Source organism: Nostoc sp. FACHB-888 (assembly GCF_014696655.1).
GTDB lineage: Bacteria > Cyanobacteriota > Cyanobacteriia > Cyanobacteriales > Nostocaceae > Nostoc.
In genome coordinates this window covers 88,977-108,538 of record NZ_JACJQM010000006.1, presented here as the reverse complement: position 1 = coordinate 108,538, position 19,562 = coordinate 88,977, and the positions used below count along the sequence as shown (strand labels likewise).

Annotated in this window: 15 protein-coding genes; 7 read left to right on the top strand and 8 right to left on the bottom strand. The window is 41.7% G+C overall.

Annotated features, from left to right (window positions below; all coding sequences use genetic code 11):
* Positions 1-511: 511 nt before the first annotated feature.
* The 5 genes from ilvD to H6G26_RS06030 form a co-directional block, all read right to left on the bottom strand.
* Positions 512-2,197, bottom strand: coding sequence for a dihydroxy-acid dehydratase (gene ilvD, locus H6G26_RS06050; protein WP_190728384.1), 1,686 nt, complete (start codon positions 2,195-2,197; stop codon positions 512-514).
* Positions 2,198-2,373: 176 nt separating this feature from the next.
* Entirely contained in the window at positions 2,374-2,553 is a 180-nt protein-coding gene (locus tag H6G26_RS06045) for a hypothetical protein (RefSeq protein WP_190728383.1), read from the bottom strand.
* Between the two features lie 3 nt (positions 2,554-2,556).
* A complete protein-coding gene (locus H6G26_RS06040; RefSeq protein WP_199326660.1) occupies positions 2,557-3,282 on the bottom strand; it encodes a calcium-binding protein in 726 nt (241 codons plus the stop codon).
* 1,001 nt (positions 3,283-4,283) lie between these two features.
* Positions 4,284-5,147: a calcium-binding protein gene (locus H6G26_RS06035; protein ID WP_190728381.1), complete on the bottom strand. Its 864-nt coding sequence runs from the start codon at positions 5,145-5,147 to the stop codon at positions 4,284-4,286.
* Positions 5,148-5,799: 652 nt separating this feature from the next.
* Complete coding sequence (locus H6G26_RS06030) at positions 5,800-8,931, bottom strand: MFS transporter (protein WP_190728380.1); 3,132 nt, start codon at positions 8,929-8,931, stop codon at positions 5,800-5,802.
* A gap of 762 nt (positions 8,932-9,693) precedes the next feature.
* Here H6G26_RS06030 and H6G26_RS06025 point away from each other — a divergent pair.
* From H6G26_RS06025 to H6G26_RS06000, 6 genes are all read left to right on the top strand, one after another.
* Positions 9,694-10,974, top strand: a complete 1,281-nt coding sequence (locus tag H6G26_RS06025) for a general stress protein (RefSeq protein WP_190728379.1) — start codon at positions 9,694-9,696, stop codon at positions 10,972-10,974.
* Positions 10,975-11,074: 100 nt separating this feature from the next.
* The gene (locus H6G26_RS06020) at positions 11,075-11,533 is read left to right on the top strand and encodes a BON domain-containing protein (RefSeq protein ID WP_190728453.1); all 459 of its coding nucleotides are present in this window, start codon (positions 11,075-11,077) and stop codon (positions 11,531-11,533) included.
* A gap of 196 nt (positions 11,534-11,729) precedes the next feature.
* The gene (locus H6G26_RS06015; protein WP_190728378.1) at positions 11,730-12,164 is read left to right on the top strand and encodes a CAAD domain-containing protein; all 435 of its coding nucleotides are present in this window, start codon (positions 11,730-11,732) and stop codon (positions 12,162-12,164) included.
* 492 nt (positions 12,165-12,656) lie between these two features.
* On the top strand, positions 12,657-13,064 hold the full coding sequence (locus tag H6G26_RS06010) for a hypothetical protein (protein ID WP_190728377.1): 408 nt from the start codon (positions 12,657-12,659) through the stop codon (positions 13,062-13,064).
* 177 nt (positions 13,065-13,241) lie between these two features.
* Positions 13,242-14,138 (top strand): AraC family transcriptional regulator, encoded by an 897-nt coding sequence (locus H6G26_RS06005; RefSeq protein ID WP_190728376.1) that lies wholly within the window; start codon positions 13,242-13,244, stop codon positions 14,136-14,138.
* Between the two features lie 112 nt (positions 14,139-14,250).
* A complete protein-coding gene (locus H6G26_RS06000) occupies positions 14,251-15,435 on the top strand; it encodes an NAD(P)H-quinone oxidoreductase subunit H (RefSeq protein WP_190728375.1) in 1,185 nt (394 codons plus the stop codon).
* A gap of 93 nt (positions 15,436-15,528) precedes the next feature.
* On the opposite strand, the gene H6G26_RS05995 is transcribed toward H6G26_RS06000, so the two are convergent.
* Complete coding sequence (locus H6G26_RS05995) at positions 15,529-17,091, bottom strand: metallophosphoesterase (protein ID WP_190728374.1); 1,563 nt, start codon at positions 17,089-17,091, stop codon at positions 15,529-15,531.
* Between the two features lie 146 nt (positions 17,092-17,237).
* The gene (locus H6G26_RS05990) at positions 17,238-18,209 is read right to left on the bottom strand and encodes a YegS/Rv2252/BmrU family lipid kinase (protein ID WP_190728373.1); all 972 of its coding nucleotides are present in this window, start codon (positions 18,207-18,209) and stop codon (positions 17,238-17,240) included.
* A 189-nt stretch (positions 18,210-18,398) separates the two neighbouring features.
* On the opposite strand from H6G26_RS05990, the gene H6G26_RS05985 reads away from it, so the two are divergent.
* Positions 18,399-18,821 carry a lysozyme inhibitor LprI family protein gene (locus H6G26_RS05985; RefSeq protein WP_190728372.1) on the top strand — a complete coding sequence of 141 codons (423 nt, stop codon included), beginning with the start codon at positions 18,399-18,401 and terminating at the stop codon, positions 18,819-18,821.
* A 167-nt stretch (positions 18,822-18,988) separates the two neighbouring features.
* Here the strand turns inward: H6G26_RS05985 and H6G26_RS05980 are convergent, their stop codons facing one another.
* Complete coding sequence (locus H6G26_RS05980) at positions 18,989-19,555, bottom strand: Uma2 family endonuclease (protein ID WP_190728371.1); 567 nt, start codon at positions 19,553-19,555, stop codon at positions 18,989-18,991.
* Positions 19,556-19,562: the final 7 nt, after the last annotated feature.

The window sequence follows — 19,562 nt, the reverse complement described above, 5'->3', positions numbered from 1 at the left end:
GTATTATCTGTTAAGGATTGTTAATATTTATACCCTCAAATATTGGAATTTTCAGATTTGTGTGGATGAAGCGATCGCTCATAATAGCGAATCCTCAGAGCAATTCTAGTTTATCTGTTCTGGTATTTCTGTTATTTAATGCCAAAGCGTACTTAATAACCCATCTTTTGTTTATTAAATTGTTGTAGATAAATATGCAGGAAGTATTAAAGTTGATTCAAACCTAGGATGTGGCACAGATTTTACCAACTGTATTCCTTTAAAAAGTAAAAATATTAAAATAGCTAAAGATTATATCATTAGTTTTTTGGATAATTTTTACCCTTATACTCAGAGGCGATATACTTTAATAAAGCTTTTTAAAGATGGGATGAGAGACGCCCCGACGCCGTTGACGGTTGACAGTTAACAGTCAACAATCAAGAATGATCTTCGGAGATATTTAATGAATTGGAAAGCCTACACTGAATCTATGGTACAGTTTAGGCAACTCACATAATAATTAAGTGAATTAAAACAAATCTAAATCTGTGACAGCACCAAGACTGCTAGAAGATACCAATTTGGCATATTTCGCCAATACGCCTTTGGTGTAACGTGGTGCAGGAGGTTGCCAATTAGCACGACGACGAGCTAATTCTGATTCAGATATGTTCAACTGCAAGAGGCGAGCAGGTGCATCAATGGTAATACTATCGCCTTCTTCTACAAGAGCGATCGCACCACCAACTGCCGCTTCTGGAGCCACATGACCAACCACCATGCCGTAAGTACCACCAGAAAAGCGCCCATCGGTAATTAATCCCACCGCATCACCCAAACCAGCCCCAATAATTGCCGAAGTAGGAGCCAACATTTCCCGCATTCCAGGGCCACCCTTAGGCCCTTCGTAGCGGATAACCAAAATATCACCAGCTTGAATCTTCCCAGCCAAAATTGCATCTAAAGAGGCTTCTTCCGACTCAAACACCCGTGCAGGCCCGGTAATAACTGGTTTTTTCACGCCAGTAATTTTAGCGACAGCACCTTCCGTTGCCAAATTACCTCTGAGGATGGCTAAATGTCCTTGGGGATACATCGGGTTATTCCAAGTCCGAATCACATCTTGATTGGCAGATGGTTCTTCGGGGATGTCTGCTAATATCTCTGCAATGGTTTGACCGCTAATAGTCAGGCTATCACCATGTAATAAATCGTGTACAAGCAGCATCTTCATGACTTGCGGAATGCCACCAGCTTTGTGCAAATCTGTAGCGACATATTTACCACTTGGTTTTAAATCACACAAAACGGGAACACGGGCGCGGATTGTTTCAAAGTCATCTATGGTTAACTCTACATTAGCGGCACGGGCGATCGCTAAAAAATGCAACACTGCATTGGTTGAACCACCGACTGCCATAATCACAGAGATGGCATTCTCTATTGATTTGCGGGTGATAATTTGCCGGGGCAAGATTTGTTTCTTGATGGCTTCGACTAATACAAATGCCGATTTTTCGGTACTGTCGGCTTTTTCGGCATCTTCGGCTGCCATTGTCGAGGAATAGGGCAAACTCATCCCCATCGCTTCAAATGCTGAAGACATGGTGTTGGCGGTGAACATTCCCCCACAGGAACCAGCACCAGGACAAGCGCGACTTTCGACTTCTAATAATTCCTTGTCGTCAATTTTTCCAGCACTGTATTGACCAACTGCTTCAAAAGAACTGACAACTGTTAAATCGCGTCCGTTGTAGTGACCGGGTTTAATTGTGCCGCCGTAAACAAATATTGCAGGGATATTCATCCGGGCGATCGCCAGCATTGCCCCTGGCATATTTTTATCACAACCGCCAATGGCTAGCACACCATCCATACTTTGTCCAGTACAGGCGGTTTCAATGGAGTCGGCAATCACTTCCCGCGATACGAGGGAATATTTCATCCCTTCAGTTCCCATCGAAATCCCGTCGCTGATGGTAATTGTGCCAAACATTTGTGGCATTGCTCCGGCGGTTTTAATCCCAGCCTCGGCTATGAGCGCTAGTTGATTGATTCCCATGTTACAGGGAGTGATTGTACTGTAGCCATTGGCAATACCCACAATGGCTTTATTGAAATCTTCATCTTTAAAACCAACTGCACGCAGCATTGCTCGATTTGGCGATCGCTGCACTCCTTGCGTCACTACTTGGCTTCTCAAATTTTCCGACATCTTTTTTCCTTCCGTCAGTAAATCGCAACTGTTGCGATTGTATTACCTGATTTTCTCATGCATATGCGGCGCGATCAAACATGAGTAATGTATGTACTAACGTTGGTGATAAAACACCCCTCTCCAAACAGAGAGTAGAGGTGTAAAAGCAAACGGAGTTTTAGTAGGGTGGGTTTCTAGCGGAAATTAAGATTAATTAATCTTAATTTCCGCAAATATCTCTCAAACTCTGGTTTTTCCATGTCTTCTGTACCTCTGTGGTAGCCTACGGCAAGCCGCTTTTCGTCTACGTTATTCCGTAACTCTTGCGTAAGTCCTAAATCTAACTTGATATTCGACCCAGGCTGTTCACTCATTAATTAAAGGATAATATCGCTTGCAACTAGCCCTGGTGATCCTGCAAGTTGAATCTCAAACTCGGGGGCAAAATTGAAATTAGTGTTACCTTCAAGAATGCCTCCTGAATAACGGACTTGACCGACTCTGGAGAATACGCCAGAACCAATGTAAGTGAAGGCTTGGTTGCCCGCTAGAAAGGGGTTAGCGTCAATAGCAGATAAATCGATTCGGTCACCTGGCAAGTTACCGTTTCCATCGAAGCCAGCGATAGTATCCCGTGAAGAACTAGTAAGACTATCTGAAACTGAGTTGAAAACGAAAACATCATTGCCCAATCCTCCAGTAAGGCGATCGGTTCCAATACCACCATTTAGGGTATCGTTGCCAGCATTCCCATTGAGGATATCGCTGCCAGCATTCCCATTGAGGGTATCGTTACCCAATCCACCATTGAGGTTATCGTTACCTAATCCACCATTGAGGATGTCGCTGCCAGCATTCCCATTGAGGATATCGTTGCCAGCATTCCCATTGAGGATGTCGTTGCCAGCATCCCCATTGAGGGTATCGTTACCCAATCCACCATTTAGGGTATCGTTGCCAGCACGCCCATTGAGGATATCGTTGCCAGCACGCCCATTGAGGGTATCGCTGCTAGCACCCCCATTCAGGGCAGCGCGAAAGACAGATGGTTCACCGTTGACGGTATTATTGTCATTAAAAATGGTACCGGTTATGGTTGCCATAATAGACATCTCCTTAATTTATAGGGTAAATAAACTACCTCATCATTTCCTCACCAAGAAAGGAAGAGGAAAAATGAACAGATAGCTAAATTAGAAATGATTGAAGCAGATATTTGCAGTCAGGACTGAAGATATGAGAAGCACTGGATGTGCTGATGATCTTGGCATCAAAATTTTGCCAACACTCATCTTATATAGCGGTGTACAGTTGAGTGAGATACAAAAAATGCTGAATTATTTCACATAAGGACTTTAGTGTTCTCATATAATCGAGAACCGCTATATTGTTGTACCTTATGCCTTCCCTGGTTCTAGTTGTAGACTGCTAGGAAAAAAGCAGATTTCCTACTACGGAATTGTATAGGTTTTAGAACGTTTTGAATCACACGACTATACTATTACCATTAAAGGGACTTTTTTCTATTTATAAGAAATAGTAATTAGCCCTATTTTATTTTTTTGTCATAGAAAAATTTGAAACTCTTGTTCAGATAGGGTTAGTTTTGCTTATTGAGATTTGCTTGGTGGTTTCTGGAGTTATGTATAAGTAATTAATTGCCTATCACTTAAAAGTCTTATTGACCAGTATGATCGTTACACTCCTACGTTACAATTTAGCTTTTAAAATATTCTTACTCTAATATATTTTTACTTCTCTAGGGTGATTGCAAATATTGTGATTGTATTGCCTAATTTTCTAATGCATATACGGCACAATCAAGCCTTAGCAAATTAGTAAACATTAGTAATTACATTTTTTAAATATGCTTATGTTAATGTGCAGCCAATATGAGCAACTTTATTAGAAAAATATCTATTCTTAGTGTTTAACTGTGCTTGATTACAGCAATACCATTCTTGACAAATTAAAGACGAGTGGATTTTGTCTTTGCATAATAATCACTATAAAAAGAAGAGGCAAGTTAAGCTTACCTCTTCCGGCACCTGTTAAATTATTAGAATTCTGCCTTATGCCTTATTTTCAAGACAGATCCGTTCAATTAAAGGATAATGTCGCTTGCTCCTAGTGATGGTGCGCTTGCCAGCTGAATCTCAAATTCAGCTGCTAGATCCCCATCACTACTAGCTTGAAGAATACCTCCTGAATAACGAACCTGACCGGCTGCGAAGAACCCGCGAGATCCAATGAAAGTAAAGCCTTGGTTGCCCCCTATAGTGGAGTTGGCGTCGATGTTAGATAGATCGATTAGGTCACCTGGCAAGTTACCGTTGCCAAAAAAGTCAGTGATAACATCCCGTCCAGATCCAGCAGGACTATCTGAAATTGAGTTGAACTGGAAACGATCGTTACCCGATCCTCCAATAAGAGTATCAGTTCCACTACCGCCAACGAGGCGATCGTTGCCATTACCGCCAACGAGGCGATCGTTACCACTACCACCGCCAAGGACATCATTGCCATCACCACCGCCAATGACATCGTTGCCATTACCGCCAATGAGGCTATCGTTGCCACTCTCACCGAGCAGGGTATCGTTGCTATTACCACCGACAAGGGTATCGTTGCCATTACCACCAATGAGGCGATCATTGTCACCACCACCGGTAAGGACATCGTTGCCAGTACCGCCAACGATACTATCTCTACCACCGCCACCAGTAATGACATCATTGCCAGCACCACCGATAAGGGTATTGTTGCCACCACCACCAGTAATCACATCGTTGCCATCACCGCCATCGATGCGATCGCTGCCACTACCACCGATAAGGACATCACTGCCACTAGTGCCGTTAATGACTCTGTTACCACTACCGCCGGTTTGGATAGAGTTGTTAGGAAGATTGACGGTAAGGTCACCGGGAATAAGGCTAGAGAGAGAGAGATCGAGAATGTCGTCCATAAATGCGCTTTTCCTGAATTTATAGGGTAAAACAAATTACCTCGTGACTTCTCCATCAGAAAACGGTGTTACTGATTAAGAGTATGAATTTCCTTTACCCCAAAGGCGCAAAGGAACCAGCTTCAAACATTAAATTTTTGAATTTCACACTTTTATTCAGCAATGCCGAGAAAACAAGGTGGAGAAATAACAAGTCGTAAGAGATAACTGAACCACACCTGATTGGAACAGGCGTTTCTGTTAAGTCTAAACATTTGAGAAGCACTGCATATATTAATGATTTGGCATCAAATTGCGCCAAGAATCATGTTAATATCCTTGTGCCTTATCTATTCATTGCTTACAGTACTAGGCTGCTAGGGAACAAGCAGATTTTTAGTACGCAATCGCATAAATCTTATGATGTTTTTTTTGTATTACAATCACAAGATTATGATATTACTCTCAAGGCTACTTTTTTCTATCTATAAGAAATAATAATTAATCTTCTTTTATTCTTCTCACCACAAAAAAATCTGAAACCTTTGCTCAGACAGGGTTTTGTAATCTATATCGGAATAATAAAGTCATGATAGCGTCTTGGGGGTAGTTTGTTTTATTTATAAAAAAAGTGGCATTAATTACCACTTTTTTTATAAATTTATGATGAATTTTAGCGAGGTAGAGGTAACCCTGTAACGGCAACTGCTCCAGCGATCGCACTAGCTGCAAGGGAAGTCAATGCTGTCCCAAATAACCACCACGCAGCATTTGCAACGGTTTTTTTGGTTTCTTGAGCTTGCTTTTTGGTTTGCTCTTGGATCGCTTTCAGGCGTTTTTGTGTTTCTTTTTGGATGCGTTCGGCTCGTTGTAGTACGCCATCGCGCGCCGCTTCTATTTGGTCAATGATCCGGTTAGCATCCTCTTGAGAAATATCCTCACGAGAACTGATGACAGCAACTAAGGTGTCACGATCAAATTGACTGAGGCGATCGCGCAATGCTTCAAATCCAGCTTGCGGATCGTCGAAGACTTTCGCAAAGTCTTGCTTAATTCCTTCATAGCTGAGTTCGGAACGATCCAGCGAGTTGAGATAGTTGCGAACTCTCGCAAAAACTCCATCAAGCACTGATTGCACCCTTTCCTGGATCTGCTGGAATTGTTCGACAATCGAGGTGCGAACAGACTCAATTTGATCCACAATTCGGTTAGCTTCCTCTTCTGAGATATCTTCCCGTTGGGATAACAGGGCTACAATTGTCGAACGGTCAAATTTGGAAGCGCGATCGCTTAAACTCCCAATTCCAGCACGGGGAGAAGATAGCAGCAGTTGCAAATCGCGTTTAATTTCTTCTGGGTTGAGTTCTTCTTTGTTGGTATTACGCAGATAATCTTCAAGATTTGCTTCAAAATCCAGAGCTACTTGAGTGGTACGCTTGGCCAAACGTCGTGGCGCTCTCACAATACTAGTGATCGCATCTTGTACCTGATCAATTATCTGATTAATCTGCTCTTGGCTCAAATCTCCCCGTTGACTCACGAGTTGAACCAAGGTTTCTCGATCAACCTGAGATAGGCGATCGCGCAGTGCTAAAGCTCCTGCTTTTGGGTCATCGAGTAATTTTTCCAAATCGCTCCTGATCCCTTCTGGATCAAGTTCTTCCAAGTTGGTATTACGAAGATATTCTGTGATCGCTTTTGTGGTCTTTTCGTACTGTTCTTTTGCCTGCTGTGGTACTTGCAAAATACTATCTCGGACTGCTTCGATTTGATCGAGAGTTTGGTTTATCTGTTCTTCGCTCAAATCCTGACGTTGATTGAGCAATTGGACTAGTGTATCGCGGTCAAATTGCGATAAGCGCGAAGTTAATTGGCTAATTCCAGCTTGTGGATCGTCTAGTAAGGTTCTAAACTCACGTTTGATACTTTCGGGATTGAGTTCTTCTTTGTTAGTATTTCGCAGATAATCTTCAACTCTTTGGCGCAGTTCATCGGCTCTGGCTTTTGCTTGTTCTTGCAGTTCTCTTGCACGATTCAAGAAATTATCGCGGCTGCTTTCAAGTTGACCAACAATATTGTTAGCTTCCTCTTCGCTGATATCTTGACGTTGCTGGAGCAATTTTACCAAGGTGTCGCGGTCAAATTGTCCGAAGCGATCGCTTAAATCTTCAAACCCAGCTTCTGGATCTTCCACTAATCTCGTAAAGTCGCGTTCAATACCTTCAGGGTTGAGTTCTTCTTTCCCGGTAGAACGCAGATAATCTTCGATGCGGCTGCGGAAATCTTGCCCTTTTTCTCGCGCTTGAGCCTGTTTTACAGTTTCTAAAACTTCCAGGCGATCGCTTTCCATTTGTTCGGAAATTTCTTTCACCCTGAGTTCGCTAATATCACCCCGTTGCTTCAGCAAGTTGGTAAAATATTCTTGATTGATTTCTTCCAACTCTCGTCTCACAGTTGTCGGATCTGCATTAACGTCATAGATGAGTTCTTTAAATTCATCTCTTAAGGTAATGCGGTTAAAATGCCAAGGAAACGAATTCAATATGTAGTCTTTTACATCTGCCTTAATTGTATTTTCGAGTGATATTGGCAACCTTGCAGATACTTGTTCAGTTGCTTCATCTCTAAGTCTTTGGAGTTGTTCTGTGATTTGATTTACATCAACATCTTGAACTTTTTCTTTCAGCTTTTGCAACTGATTAGTAATTTTGTTAACATCGATATTGGAAAGGTTAGCCTGCTCCATAACTGCTGGTACAGCAGCACTCAAGCCATATCGAATAGCTTGTTTGATTACACCATTGCTTTGCTTGCCATTCCCACCTCCAACTGCAACCAGTTCTTGAAGCCGTTCACCTAATTGATCTGAATTCAATTCTTCGGGAGTAGCAGACTTTAGCAAATTAATTACTTGTTCTGTGGGATTGCTGCGATTCAAAGCTTGTTGCCAAGCACCTTGAAATTGGTCAGCAATGCCATTTATATCTTCATTAGATAAATCCGTGCGACTGCTAATTAAATCAACAAAGGTTTGACGATTGATATTTTGCAGTAAGTCGCTGTTAGCAATAGATTGCAAATCTGTATCTTTAAGAAGCTGGTCAAATTGGTTACGAATTTCTGTGATATCCAGCTTTGGCAATTGCAAAGAGCTTAAAGAACTTTGGAGTGTATTGCTAATATCTTCAGGATTAAAACCTGAAGTTAATTCCCGCCTAACTGCGGCTGTAATATCTTCAGCAGTAGAAACCAATTGTTTTTTCGCACTATTAGCACCGATTCCAGCAGTTGCGGTACCCATCAGAGTTTGAAAACCAGAAGTCACAGTACTAGCGATAGAACCAATAAAAGAACCTACTGCTGATGAACCGAACCAAATTACTAGTGAAAAATAGGTAGCCCAGATGACTACACCCATAGTTGCGCCTAGAGATTCACTTTCGATTAAGCTAAGTTTTACCGCCAGAAAACAAGCAATAAATAATGCAATACTAACGGTTAGCAACGCCCAAGCACCAATTTTGGTTTGAGTCGCACGAATTTTACTACCTAAACTTTCTGACTCATCATCAGAATCTGAGTCAATTTCCCAAGATGAAATTCCTACAGCGACTGAAAAATTAGTAAGTAATAATTGAAAGGCAAATGCCATTAAGACTCCAGCCAGCAATGCTACCAAGAATTGAGGGCCAGAAAACAGAACTGATGCTTCTTCTGGAGTTAGTACTTCCTGAGCTAAACTTATTGGTGCTAATCCAAAAGATAGCCAGTCCCATCCCCAAATAGTTAAAACATTTTGAAACATAGTATTCTCTCACTTGCAGTCAATTTAATAACCATTTACAGCAGTTTTTATCTGCATGAAGTACAAAGACATGGATTTTAAGGCAGGGGGTATCACTGAGCGCAGCCGTAAAGCCTGCGGCATAGCTACGCTTCCGGGCGCAGCCTCTCCAAGAGTTGGGCGTAGCCGAAGTGAGGTAGGAGGTAGAAACTCTTTATATCTGATGCGTGAGTCCTGCATTTTGTACCTCACTTAAAAAGCAAACTGCTGTATAAAACGGCTTATTCATCAATTTAGTTGCCAGTTATATAAACTGGTACTTTCTTAGGTAAGAAGTTTGCTTGCCAGAAGTCGTATTTTACAAAAAACAAATCTTTTTATTATTTTTTGACTAAATAAAATAATGTAAATTTTGGTGGTTTAATATCAATCTATTTGATAAGATTCAATCCGTTTGTTGCTAGTAAGATTTTTCCCTAGAATGTTTTTATTAAAGATTACATCTAAGAGATAGTTCTTTTAACAGGAATTTAACTAATTTTAAAACTAATAATTTAGATATTTTTCTATAGATATAATAGCTAATTATATAACTTTTCTAAATCATAATTTGTTGGAATATTAAAGTTTTTTACTATCTTTAGATAAAAGCACGTATGTCTAATGATAGAGATAAAAATTCTTCCAAGCGATTGATGAAATGTAAAGCTAAATATGTATTAATAATGCTTATTAGGAGCTATAAATTAGTGAATAATTGATTTTTGCTGAGGAGAAAGAATAATGGTTGTAGGTGTACATAAACGTGGCGTAGGTGTATTTTCTCATCGTCGAGATGTTGAAAATGCCCTACATGAATTAAAAAAAGTTGGCTTTGACATGAACAGAGTCTCTGTCATTACCCAGGATGGAGACAAAGATAATATTGCTGGTGCTGATGTACGCGATCGCGTCGGTGATAAATCTGACGAAGGCGCTAAAGTCGGAGCAGCTACAGGCGGTGCTTTGGGCGGATTGACTGGGTTATTAGTCGGTCTTGGTACTTTGGCAATTCCTGGAATCGGGCCAATTATGCTGGCTGGGGCCGCAGCAACAACCTTAGCTACGACTCTCGCTGGTGCTGGTATTGGTGCAGTAGCTGGTAGTTTGCTTGGTGCATTGGTTGGTTTAGGAATCCCCGAAGAACAAGCTAGAGTTTACGACGAACGTGTAAAACGCGGACACTATTTAGTCATCCTAGATGGTACAGATACAGAAATAGCTAGAGCAGAAGCAATTCTACATCAGGGTGGTGTCGAAGAGTTTGGTATTTATGACAATCCAGATGCTAGAAATGCTGATTATGTAGCTCCAACTTCTAATGTTAATGTGGCTCATAGTAGTGTTGCTAAACGCGCGATTGGAGTATTCTCTCATCGCCGAGATGCAGAAGCAGCAATTACAGAATTACGAGATGCAGGTTTTCCCTTAAGCAGAATTTCCATCATCGCCAAGGATGCAAACGGTCATGGGATCGCTGGTGTAGATGTAGATAAAAATGTCGGCACAGGTAACAAAGCAGACGATGGTGTAAAGGCTGGAGCAGCTACAGGCGGTGTCGTAGGCGGCTTGACCGGTTTATTAGTTGGTCTTGGGACTTTAGCGATTCCTGGAATTGGGCCCGTAATCGCAGGTGGTGCAGCAGCAACTGCTTTAGCATCAACACTAGCTGGCGGTGCGATCGGTGCAGCAGCTGGGGGTATTGTAGGCGGACTCGTTGGCTTGGGAATTCCTGAAGACAAGGCGCGAGTTTATAGCGATCGCTTCCAAAGAGGCGACTACTTGGTAATTATCGATGGTACAGAAGCTGAAATCCGCCAAGCTGAACCCATTCTCAATCGTAGAGGCATTCAAGAATTTGCTATTTATGATGGTACTGATTTAGGCGAACATAGCTTAGGTTTAGACAGAGGAGCGCATCAGGGCACAGCAGTTATTAATAGCGATCAGACCAATTACTCAGGAGACATTCATAGAGACGATCCTGCTGTAGTCATTGTTGATCGCCGTGATGAAACACTCTAACCAAAATTGTAGGAGCAAGAAGATGAAAACTTTGCTCCTCTCATCTGCCTTAACATTAACGAACTTTACAAATTTCACTTTCCGATTCCGAATTAAACATATGCAAAAGCTAACTCCTTTCTTAATTAGTTGTCTTCTAGTTTTTGGCGTTGCTGCCTGTCAAGATGCTGCCAAAACAACTGTAACTGCGCCTGCTCCTAATGAAGCTCCAGAAGCACCAAGTACACAAGCAACACAAGCTGCTCAAGAAGACGCGCAAAGTGAAGTTCGCAGAAGACAACTTGATGCTGATATCCGTGCCCGCGAACAGCGCAATAATGCAACTGGTGGTGATACACAAAGAGCTACAGGTGATCTAGCGAGTGAAGTTCGCTCCAAGTTGGAGGCTAACATACCCAAGGGCCAACTAACAGTTGATGCAGCAGAGGATGGAACTGTCACTGTTGCAGGAACTGTAAACAATCAGCAGGAGTTGGCTAAGATTGAACGTTTGGCTAAAGAAATCAAAGGTGTCAAAACTGTAGTTGTTAAAGCAACTGTTGCTCCACCGCAAAGCTAAGATAGCTAACAATAAATCTAAATGAGTAGGTAGGCATAAATAAAAAATTTAGATGCCTCTGCTCAGTTTTAGTGGTCAGTTCTACTTATTACTGACCATTAATAATTGACAAATTGACAACTGATGACCTTGATAATTATATTCATTGACGATCAGTCAGTTATATAAACTCTTGTACTTACCGAAAATAAAAACTATGGAAACCGAACAACAGCAACTTGAATCCATCAATACCTCTTTTTCACAAGGTACGCTAGCACTTGAAGGTAGAGATACTGAAAACTTACCAAAGTTACCACCAGCAAGCGAACCTGAATCTCAATGGCAGCAAATCAGTAGACAAGTTTCTCAATTTTTGGAGCAATTGCCTGAATACTTAGGTAGCTTTTTTCAAAACTATAAGCAACCTCTAATAACAGTTGGTTTAATTTTGGCGGCAATTGTTACAGCCAAGTTAGTGCTAGCAGTACTGGGTGCAATCAATGATATTCCATTACTATCACCAACTTTTGAATTAGTTGGAATTAGTTATGTCACTTGGTTTATTTCCCGTTATCTCTTAAAGGCTTCAACCCGGCAAGAATTAGCCGATGAGATTCAATCACTGAAAAATCAATTAGTGGGTGAATAAATTTCTCAAGCATTAAACTAGTGCACTATGGCGTAAGTTAGTTTACCTTTAACAAGTTGCTTAAACCCCAAGTCTTGTTAATTTGAATAGTGATTGGATTTGCATCAAGCTGTCTTAGCCTCAGTACACTAGTCTGTATCGTTCCCTAATTAAATCTATACAATCTAATGGTTCACATTCCCGACTTCTTTAAGAAGCCGGGATTTTTGTAATTATCCTATTTTCGATACAAAACGCAGTCGGGATACAATAATTTTTATTGCTACCAGTGTTAACTTTAGCTAAAACCCTTGTTTCACACGATGAATGGAAATTACAAGTATTTAGCCGGGCTTTGTATTAATCTTTTGAATACATCATACATCAAAAGATAGAGAGCATAACATTATATTTAATTTTAAATCACTTCTAAAGATAGTAGATCGAAGATGAAAAACAGCCTAATCTAGGCTTTGAGTTTATTTAATAGATTCTTTAACGAGGGCATAATTTATGGCTAATGAAGCAGTTAATAAAGGTATAGATTCATCTGATCGAGCTGAAGTAGATACGTATGATCGCGGTATTATCCCAGCTGAAACAGCTGCGCGAATGGAAAGAGAGGGAACTCTGTACAAAACACTCCCTACAGAAGAAAGGGAGGCAGATGCACCTACCGATGACCAAACCCATCCAGACAGTATACGCACTACTGACGGATATACCGTGGACAAAGAAGGTTTGTTGAACAACTATGCTGTTGAACCGGAAATGTACTACGAAGAACCGGGTGATGCACGCAAACAGGCAGCAGAAGAGAAAGCCCAACGTATTGAAGAACTCGGAGAACTTAGTCAGGACGAAGAAGGCAAGTTGACCGAAAATAGTGATACACGCGGTAGAGGTCCAGGAATACTTTAATTACAACCATCCTTTTTGCTGAGTGCAATTACACGGAAGAAGGCTAAATAGGCGGTTTTGAGAGACGCAATGATCATTGCGTCTCTATTTGTATAAATGAATAAAGTACAACCTGGGATATGATAATTTTTTAGCTTTTGATACATTGGGCTTGTAATAACTTGTGGTGAGTAGTCCATGTTAAAAGAAAAGCCCTTAGTTATCACTAAAGAAGATGAGGTATTCCCGCTATTTCCACGTCTACCAATTCTCACAAGCCTTCAAGCAGGTTGGCAGGGTGCTTCATTTACATATATGTGTCAACCTGCTTATGAATTTCCTGAAGTTTGCACTCCCTTGTGGCATTCTCTGATCATTTTCACTCATGGAACGCGGGTAATTAATGCTGAACGGAAAATGGATGGACGCAAGCATCATGATGCTGTAGTTGGAGGCGATATTATTATTACTCCTGTTAACGTCGGGCATCAGGCAGCTTGGGATGCTGAAGGGGACTTTATTCTAGTTGCTATTGAACCACAAATTTTCGCTCGTGCAGTTGACGAAACAGCAGATGCCGAACAAATTCAACTTGTGCCGCACTTTGCCACACCCGATCCCCTAATTTATCAAATAGGGCTAGCACTAAAAGGCATTTTGGAAAATAATCCTTTAGGGAGCCGTCTTTATGCAGAGACGATGGTCAATGCTTTATCAGTGCATCTCATGGAACACTATTCCACGCGTAAACCGATATTAAAAGTATATAACAATGGTTTATCACGGCGTCAATTACAGCAAGTTATAGACTACATTCATGAACATCTTAACCAGAATTTAGGATTAGCAGAATTGGCGGCATTGATACCAATGAGTCCTCATTATTTTTCCCAGCTTTTTAAGCAATCTACGGGAATGACTCCCCATAACTATGTAATTCACTGTCGGGTGCAACGTGCCCAGGAATTATTGCTGAAGAGAGAAATGACAATAGCTGAAATTGCTCACTTGGTTGGTTTTGCTAGCCAAAGCCATCTCAATTTTCACTGTAAGCGTCTAATGGGTGTAACTCCTAAAACTATTCAACAAAGATAGGATAAATCTGCAAAAAATCGGACGAATTTGCAAGACTCCAGTCCGTAAATTCTCTAAAGTTTTCAAAAATAGCATCTTTTTCAGAAATATTTAGAGATTAGGGAAACTATTTATGGTCAGAATTGAAACTAAGACTGAGCCAATGGTGATTAACTTTGGCCCCCATCACCCCTCGATGCATGGGTGCTTTCGGATTGTTGTCACTTTAGATGGCGAAGATGTGGTGGACTGTGAACCTGTCCTCGGCTACTTACACCGAGGTATGGAAAAAATTGCCGAAAACCGCACCAATATAATGTACGTACCGTATGTAAGTCGATGGGACTATTATGGCGGAATGTTTAATGAAGCCGTGACGGTGAATGCTGTCGAAAAACTGGCAAATATCACTATTCCAAAACGTGCCAGCTACATTCGAGTAATCATGCTGGAGTTAGCCCGAATTGTCAATCATCTGCTGTGGTTGGGGCCTTTTGTGGGAGATACTGGCGCACAAACTCCTATATTTTACACTTTGCGCGATCGCGAAATGATTCTCGATTTGTTTGAAGCTGCTACAGGCTATCGGATGGTCAATAACAATTATTTTCGCATCGGAGGTCTTGCTGCTGACCTCCCTTTCGGCTGGGTGGATAAATGCAAAGACTTCTGTAACTATTTTGCACCTACCATTGATGAGTATGAAAAACTGATTACCAATAATCCTATTTTTCGCCGCCGAGTTGAGGGTGTAGGAGTTTTAAGCCGCGAAGAAGCGATTAATTGGGGGATTTCTGGGCCGATGTTACGGGCTTCTGGGGTGAAGTGGGATTTACGAAAGGTTGACCACTATGAATGCTACGACGATTTTAACTGGGAAGTACAGTGGGATACAGCCGGAGATTGTTTTGCTAGGTATGTCGTCAGACTTGGAGAGATGCGTGAGTCAGTCAAGATTGTTCAGCAAGCACTCAACGGATTACCTGGTGGTGCATACGAAAATTTAGAAGCTCAACGCATGAAAGCAGGTGCTAAATCTAAGTGGAACGGGTTTGATTATCAATTCATTGCCAAAAAAGTTGCACCCACATTTAAAATTCCTCAAGGTGAACATTATGTGCGTATAGAGTCAGGCAGGGGAGAGTTAGGAATTTATATCATCGGAGATGATCATATCTTCCCTTGGCGTTGGAAAATTCGTCCAGCCGATTTCAATAATTTACAAGTTTTATCTCAGTTAATCCAAGGTCAAAAAGTAGCAGATATTTTCGTTATTCTGGGAAGCATTGATGTTGTGATGGGATCGGTAGATCGCTAAAATAATTTGTAATTCAATTTTGTAACGGAGATTTAGACTCCCCTACAAACTCTGCTATGCTTAGTTGCTCTTTAGTCAAATCCCCAGAATTAATTAAATGATTAGTGGCTCGAGTTCTCGATTATGCCATTGTCGCTGATGCCATTCGGCAACCAAAGGACGGACAATAAACTTAGGCTGCCCATCTCCTTTAACGTCAATGCGTAAACCTGAGTAAGGTCGCCGCTTCTGAGAACCTTGACCGTTGCGACCAATGAAGAGATGCGATCGCGCCACTAATCTATTTTCATTTCCAAAAGTTTCCATCAAATCTGCTCCCTCAATCCGTTGGCGGCGCAAACTAAACCCGCTACCACCACAAACAATCCAGTGGATATGAGAGTCAGCGTGTCCTGTATCCATTGTCTCTAAGTGTTCCAAGCAGTGCGCGTGACCGTTTAATACCAAATCAACTAAAGGACGCCCCTGAGTTAGGGAACCTACTTTTTTCGCTACCGCATCCAGTACACCACGAAGACGATCGCGAATTATCAAAGTTTGTGCTTGTTGCCACTTTGTCGCTTCAGTTACGTATGGTGGATGATGGAAATAAATTATCCTTCCCCGAACTTCAGAGTTATTCCAAGATTCAATTAATTTTTGCTTGAGCCAGTCTAGTTGTTCGGTGTCAGTTAGCGTTGTTTTATCAGCAGCTAATTGCTTGTCGATATCAACAATAATTTCTTCAATTTGTGACAGGTTAGCGTGGTAGTCGTCTAATTGGTCAGCTTCGTTGGGGTTTTCTGGACGAAGCTTGGCTGATTTTTCAATGATTTGCTGCTTTTCTTGCTCTAAATCTTCACGACGTTTTTCTAAAAGTCTGCGATCAGCATCACCTTCTTTTGTTTTAGGCAGGGGTGGTGGATCGTTAAATGTATTAGAATCCAAGGCAAAGAAATCAATCCCGTTATAGCGAAAGGTGTAATAGCGATTGGGAAGGCGGGTAAAATGCCCGGGTTCATAGCTAAGACAATAACCTGTATCTGTCTTGGCTGTGTAGTGTTTATCTAAGTGGCTGGCTAACTCTCCTGGAAGCTGAAACGCCTTAAGATAGTCCAGAAACGCCCGTGCGTAAGCTTCACCGGTTCCTGAGCCATGCAAGCCTACATCTAGGTCTAACCGCGATCGCAACAGGCGGCGAATGGGTAATGTTGTCAGAGAGGCCAAGCTCAATAGAATCGGCAAGTTATAGTAATCGTGATTTCCCAGTACAGGTAAAATGGGGAGCTTAAAAATCATCTGGTCATAGGCAACCTGTCTGGGATGCTCTCCCCCCAAGATAAACTCTTGATAAGGCTGGATGAAGTTCTGCTGATAGTATTCACTCGACCCCACTAAATAGATCACATCTCCGGTATGCAGCATAAAACGGCATTCGCTGTGATGGGGCAACATAAGTTCAGCCACCTTTCGCTGGGGATTGTGTCCCCGGTGCTTGCCGGAACCACTATCACCTACAACTAAAAATGAGAACTCAGAATTGTCTGTTTGACCATGTTCCAACACCAGGCGAGTTTGATCGATGTTGCGTTCCGCAATTAACGGATCTTGCCACCGTACTCGCTGATTCATCTTACGAATTTTGTTAGCGATCGCTGGATCAGATACAAGTTTCAATGCAACCTACTCCTGAGTTTTCAATTGAAGAGGAGCAGGCGAGGCAGGAGAAGAAGCAAGGGAGCAGGGAGCAAGGGAGAATTTTCCCCTCTGCACCCCGCACCCTGCCCCTCTGCCTCTTTCCCAATGCCCCATGCCCCATGCCCTCACTCCTCTACCGTGTCTTTCATCTCAATAGTCAGATTAGGGAGTCCCTCTAGTTTTTCGGTAGGCTCAACTTCTTCTACTAATGGCACAAAAATGTTCAAACCTGCTGGTACACACTTAATTTCTACAGGAGTTGTGCCCACTATTTCACCATCTAGAACAACCTTTTGCGGTGGCTCAGTTGTGATTTTAAATTGTTTGGCTCGCAGAAAGCCAATATCATCCCGTTCTACGGCGTTACCTGTAGAAGCCGTTTGGAATAGATGAAATGTAGCTGCGATCGCTCCTGCTTTGTTAGTTGGAGCCACAATCGTCAAATCTAGTAACCCATCATCATAAATCAGGCCTGCTGGGCCTTGAGCCAAAACTGAAGTAGGAGGCGCGGCATTTGCTACTGTAACTGCACAGGCACTAGTTTTAATTATCCTATCTTCTGTTTCAATTTCAACATCAAAGTTTTTTAAATTTCTTAGTTGCTGAATTCCAGCGAAAACGTAGGCCATCATCCCAAACCGATTCTTAGCGCCCCTGTCTGCCAATTCTACAGTTTCAGCTTCAAAGCCAATACCTGCCAAAAGTACCATTGGCTGATCGTTGCAATAGGCTACGTCTACATGGCAGGTTCCTCCCTGCAAAATTGTCTGACACGCACCTGCGATCGTGTCAGGAATGTTTAAAGCTGTGGCAAAAGCGTTTGCTGTTCCTCGGGAAATGATGCCAAATGGAATATCAGTACCCACAAGAGCCGCCGCCGCTGCGGAGAGGGTTCCATCTCCACCCGAAGCAATGATTGCATCTACCCCTCGCTCTACGGCTGCATAGGCTAATTCGTCAGCGTCGATTTCTTCAGTTGTTAGATAAATATCTAGATCAATTTCTGGCTCTAATATTGCCCGAATTTCTGCCAGTTCTAAGTCTGGGTCACCCTGACCCGCAACTGGATTGAAGATGAGACAGGCGGAACGATTCATAAAATATAAAAGCTAAACTTAGATCACTAAAATACTAAATTCTTTCTAGCATTCTTGCGAAATTTCGGCTTCCTTCTGGCGGCTAATTTACCTTTTACAGAAAGTTTAGAAGTCTTCTGCATTAGAACATACCAATGCTGACGCGTATTTTGGTATCTTTTATCTATACTTAAACAATAAAATTTTTCCATGCGTCAATTATTACTAGTTCTAGCAAGTATGCTAACTCTCAGCAGTTTAGATACCCCCACCATAACAATAGCAGGCACAATCCCTGATTTACCAGAGATTCGCTTAGTTCAAAAATTCAACTGCAATAATCCTCAAACCCAAACAGCAATTAATGAATGCGCGAAGTTGTCTTATCAGAATGCAGATAAAAAACTGAATCAAGTTTATCAACAATTGCTACCTACCTTAGAAAGGTCTAGGAAACAGAAGTTGATTGCTGCACAACTTGCATGGATCAAGTTTCGAGATACCAATTGTGAGTTTGAGAGAAGCAAATATGACGGAGGAAGTATTGCCTCTAGCATTTATTCTGGTTGTCTAGAAAATACCACCAAGCTGCGTACCCAAGAATTACAGGAATATCTCAAATCTGACCCTTAATGTCGAATAAAACTGCAATCCGAGAGTCATTAATCATTAGTCCAATAAAAATCACGTCCACAAAGGATGTGGTTTGAATTAGTCTGATATTAATAAGATAATTTAAATCTTCGACTGAGCGATGGCTCAACGTTTTACGCCGAAGCCCCAACGGAAACTGAAGTTGCTCAGTCTGTTTTCATCCTTAACCAGCCAAATACCTCTTCTACGGTCAATTTTAAATCAACACCATCTAGAACAGGCAAGCTATCTCCTTTATGACAAAATTCTGGTTGTTGATGTGGTTGAAAAACGAGAACTGAACGGTCATCGGGATCAATCAAGCATCCCAACTGACAACCATATTTTAAACAGTGTAAGATATTGCTGGTAACTCGATTGGAACTTTGATCTGGAGAAAGAATTTCAATTGTCCAGTTTGGAGCAATTAGCACATCATCTACAGGTTCTCCATTATCGTCAAACTCAATTTGTTGCCAACGGATAACTGCCACATCTGGAACAATTGACCGACCACCAAAAGTACAACGCAACTTTGGAAAAGCATAAGCGATTTGCCGCTTTTCTGTGACTTCATTAATTCCATCGAGCAACTTAGCCTGAAGTCGGGAGTGGCGCGTTTTTGGCATTGGTTTTAGGATAATCTCACCATCAATATAAAGGCTTGCAGGCTTTGTTTCTGGTAACTTCAGAAACTCCTCTAGGGTTAGAGATGCAGATTTTGCAACACTCATAATTTTT

What these genes read in the sequence shown, in the direction of transcription:
- ilvD (WP_190728384.1), bottom strand. Translation starts at nt 2,197, where the DNA reads ATGTCGGAAAATTTGAGAAGCCAAGTAGTGACGCAAGGAGTGCAGCGA.
- H6G26_RS06045 (WP_190728383.1), bottom strand. Translation starts at nt 2,553, where the DNA reads ATGAGTGAACAGCCTGGGTCGAATATCAAGTTAGATTTAGGACTTACG.
- H6G26_RS06040 (WP_199326660.1), bottom strand. Translation starts at nt 3,282, where the DNA reads ATGGCAACCATAACCGGTACCATTTTTAATGACAATAATACCGTCAAC.
- H6G26_RS06035 (WP_190728381.1), bottom strand. Translation starts at nt 5,147, where the DNA reads ATGGACGACATTCTCGATCTCTCTCTCTCTAGCCTTATTCCCGGTGAC.
- H6G26_RS06030 (WP_190728380.1), bottom strand. Translation starts at nt 8,931, where the DNA reads ATGTTTCAAAATGTTTTAACTATTTGGGGATGGGACTGGCTATCTTTT.
- H6G26_RS06025 (WP_190728379.1), top strand. Translation starts at nt 9,694, where the DNA reads ATGGTTGTAGGTGTACATAAACGTGGCGTAGGTGTATTTTCTCATCGT.
- H6G26_RS06020 (WP_190728453.1), top strand. Translation starts at nt 11,075, where the DNA reads ATGCAAAAGCTAACTCCTTTCTTAATTAGTTGTCTTCTAGTTTTTGGC.
- H6G26_RS06015 (WP_190728378.1), top strand. Translation starts at nt 11,730, where the DNA reads ATGGAAACCGAACAACAGCAACTTGAATCCATCAATACCTCTTTTTCA.
- H6G26_RS06010 (WP_190728377.1), top strand. Translation starts at nt 12,657, where the DNA reads ATGGCTAATGAAGCAGTTAATAAAGGTATAGATTCATCTGATCGAGCT.
- H6G26_RS06005 (WP_190728376.1), top strand. Translation starts at nt 13,242, where the DNA reads ATGTTAAAAGAAAAGCCCTTAGTTATCACTAAAGAAGATGAGGTATTC.
- H6G26_RS06000 (WP_190728375.1), top strand. Translation starts at nt 14,251, where the DNA reads ATGGTCAGAATTGAAACTAAGACTGAGCCAATGGTGATTAACTTTGGC.
- H6G26_RS05990 (WP_190728373.1), bottom strand. Translation starts at nt 18,209, where the DNA reads ATGAATCGTTCCGCCTGTCTCATCTTCAATCCAGTTGCGGGTCAGGGT.
- H6G26_RS05985 (WP_190728372.1), top strand. Translation starts at nt 18,399, where the DNA reads ATGCGTCAATTATTACTAGTTCTAGCAAGTATGCTAACTCTCAGCAGT.
- H6G26_RS05980 (WP_190728371.1), bottom strand. Translation starts at nt 19,555, where the DNA reads ATGAGTGTTGCAAAATCTGCATCTCTAACCCTAGAGGAGTTTCTGAAG.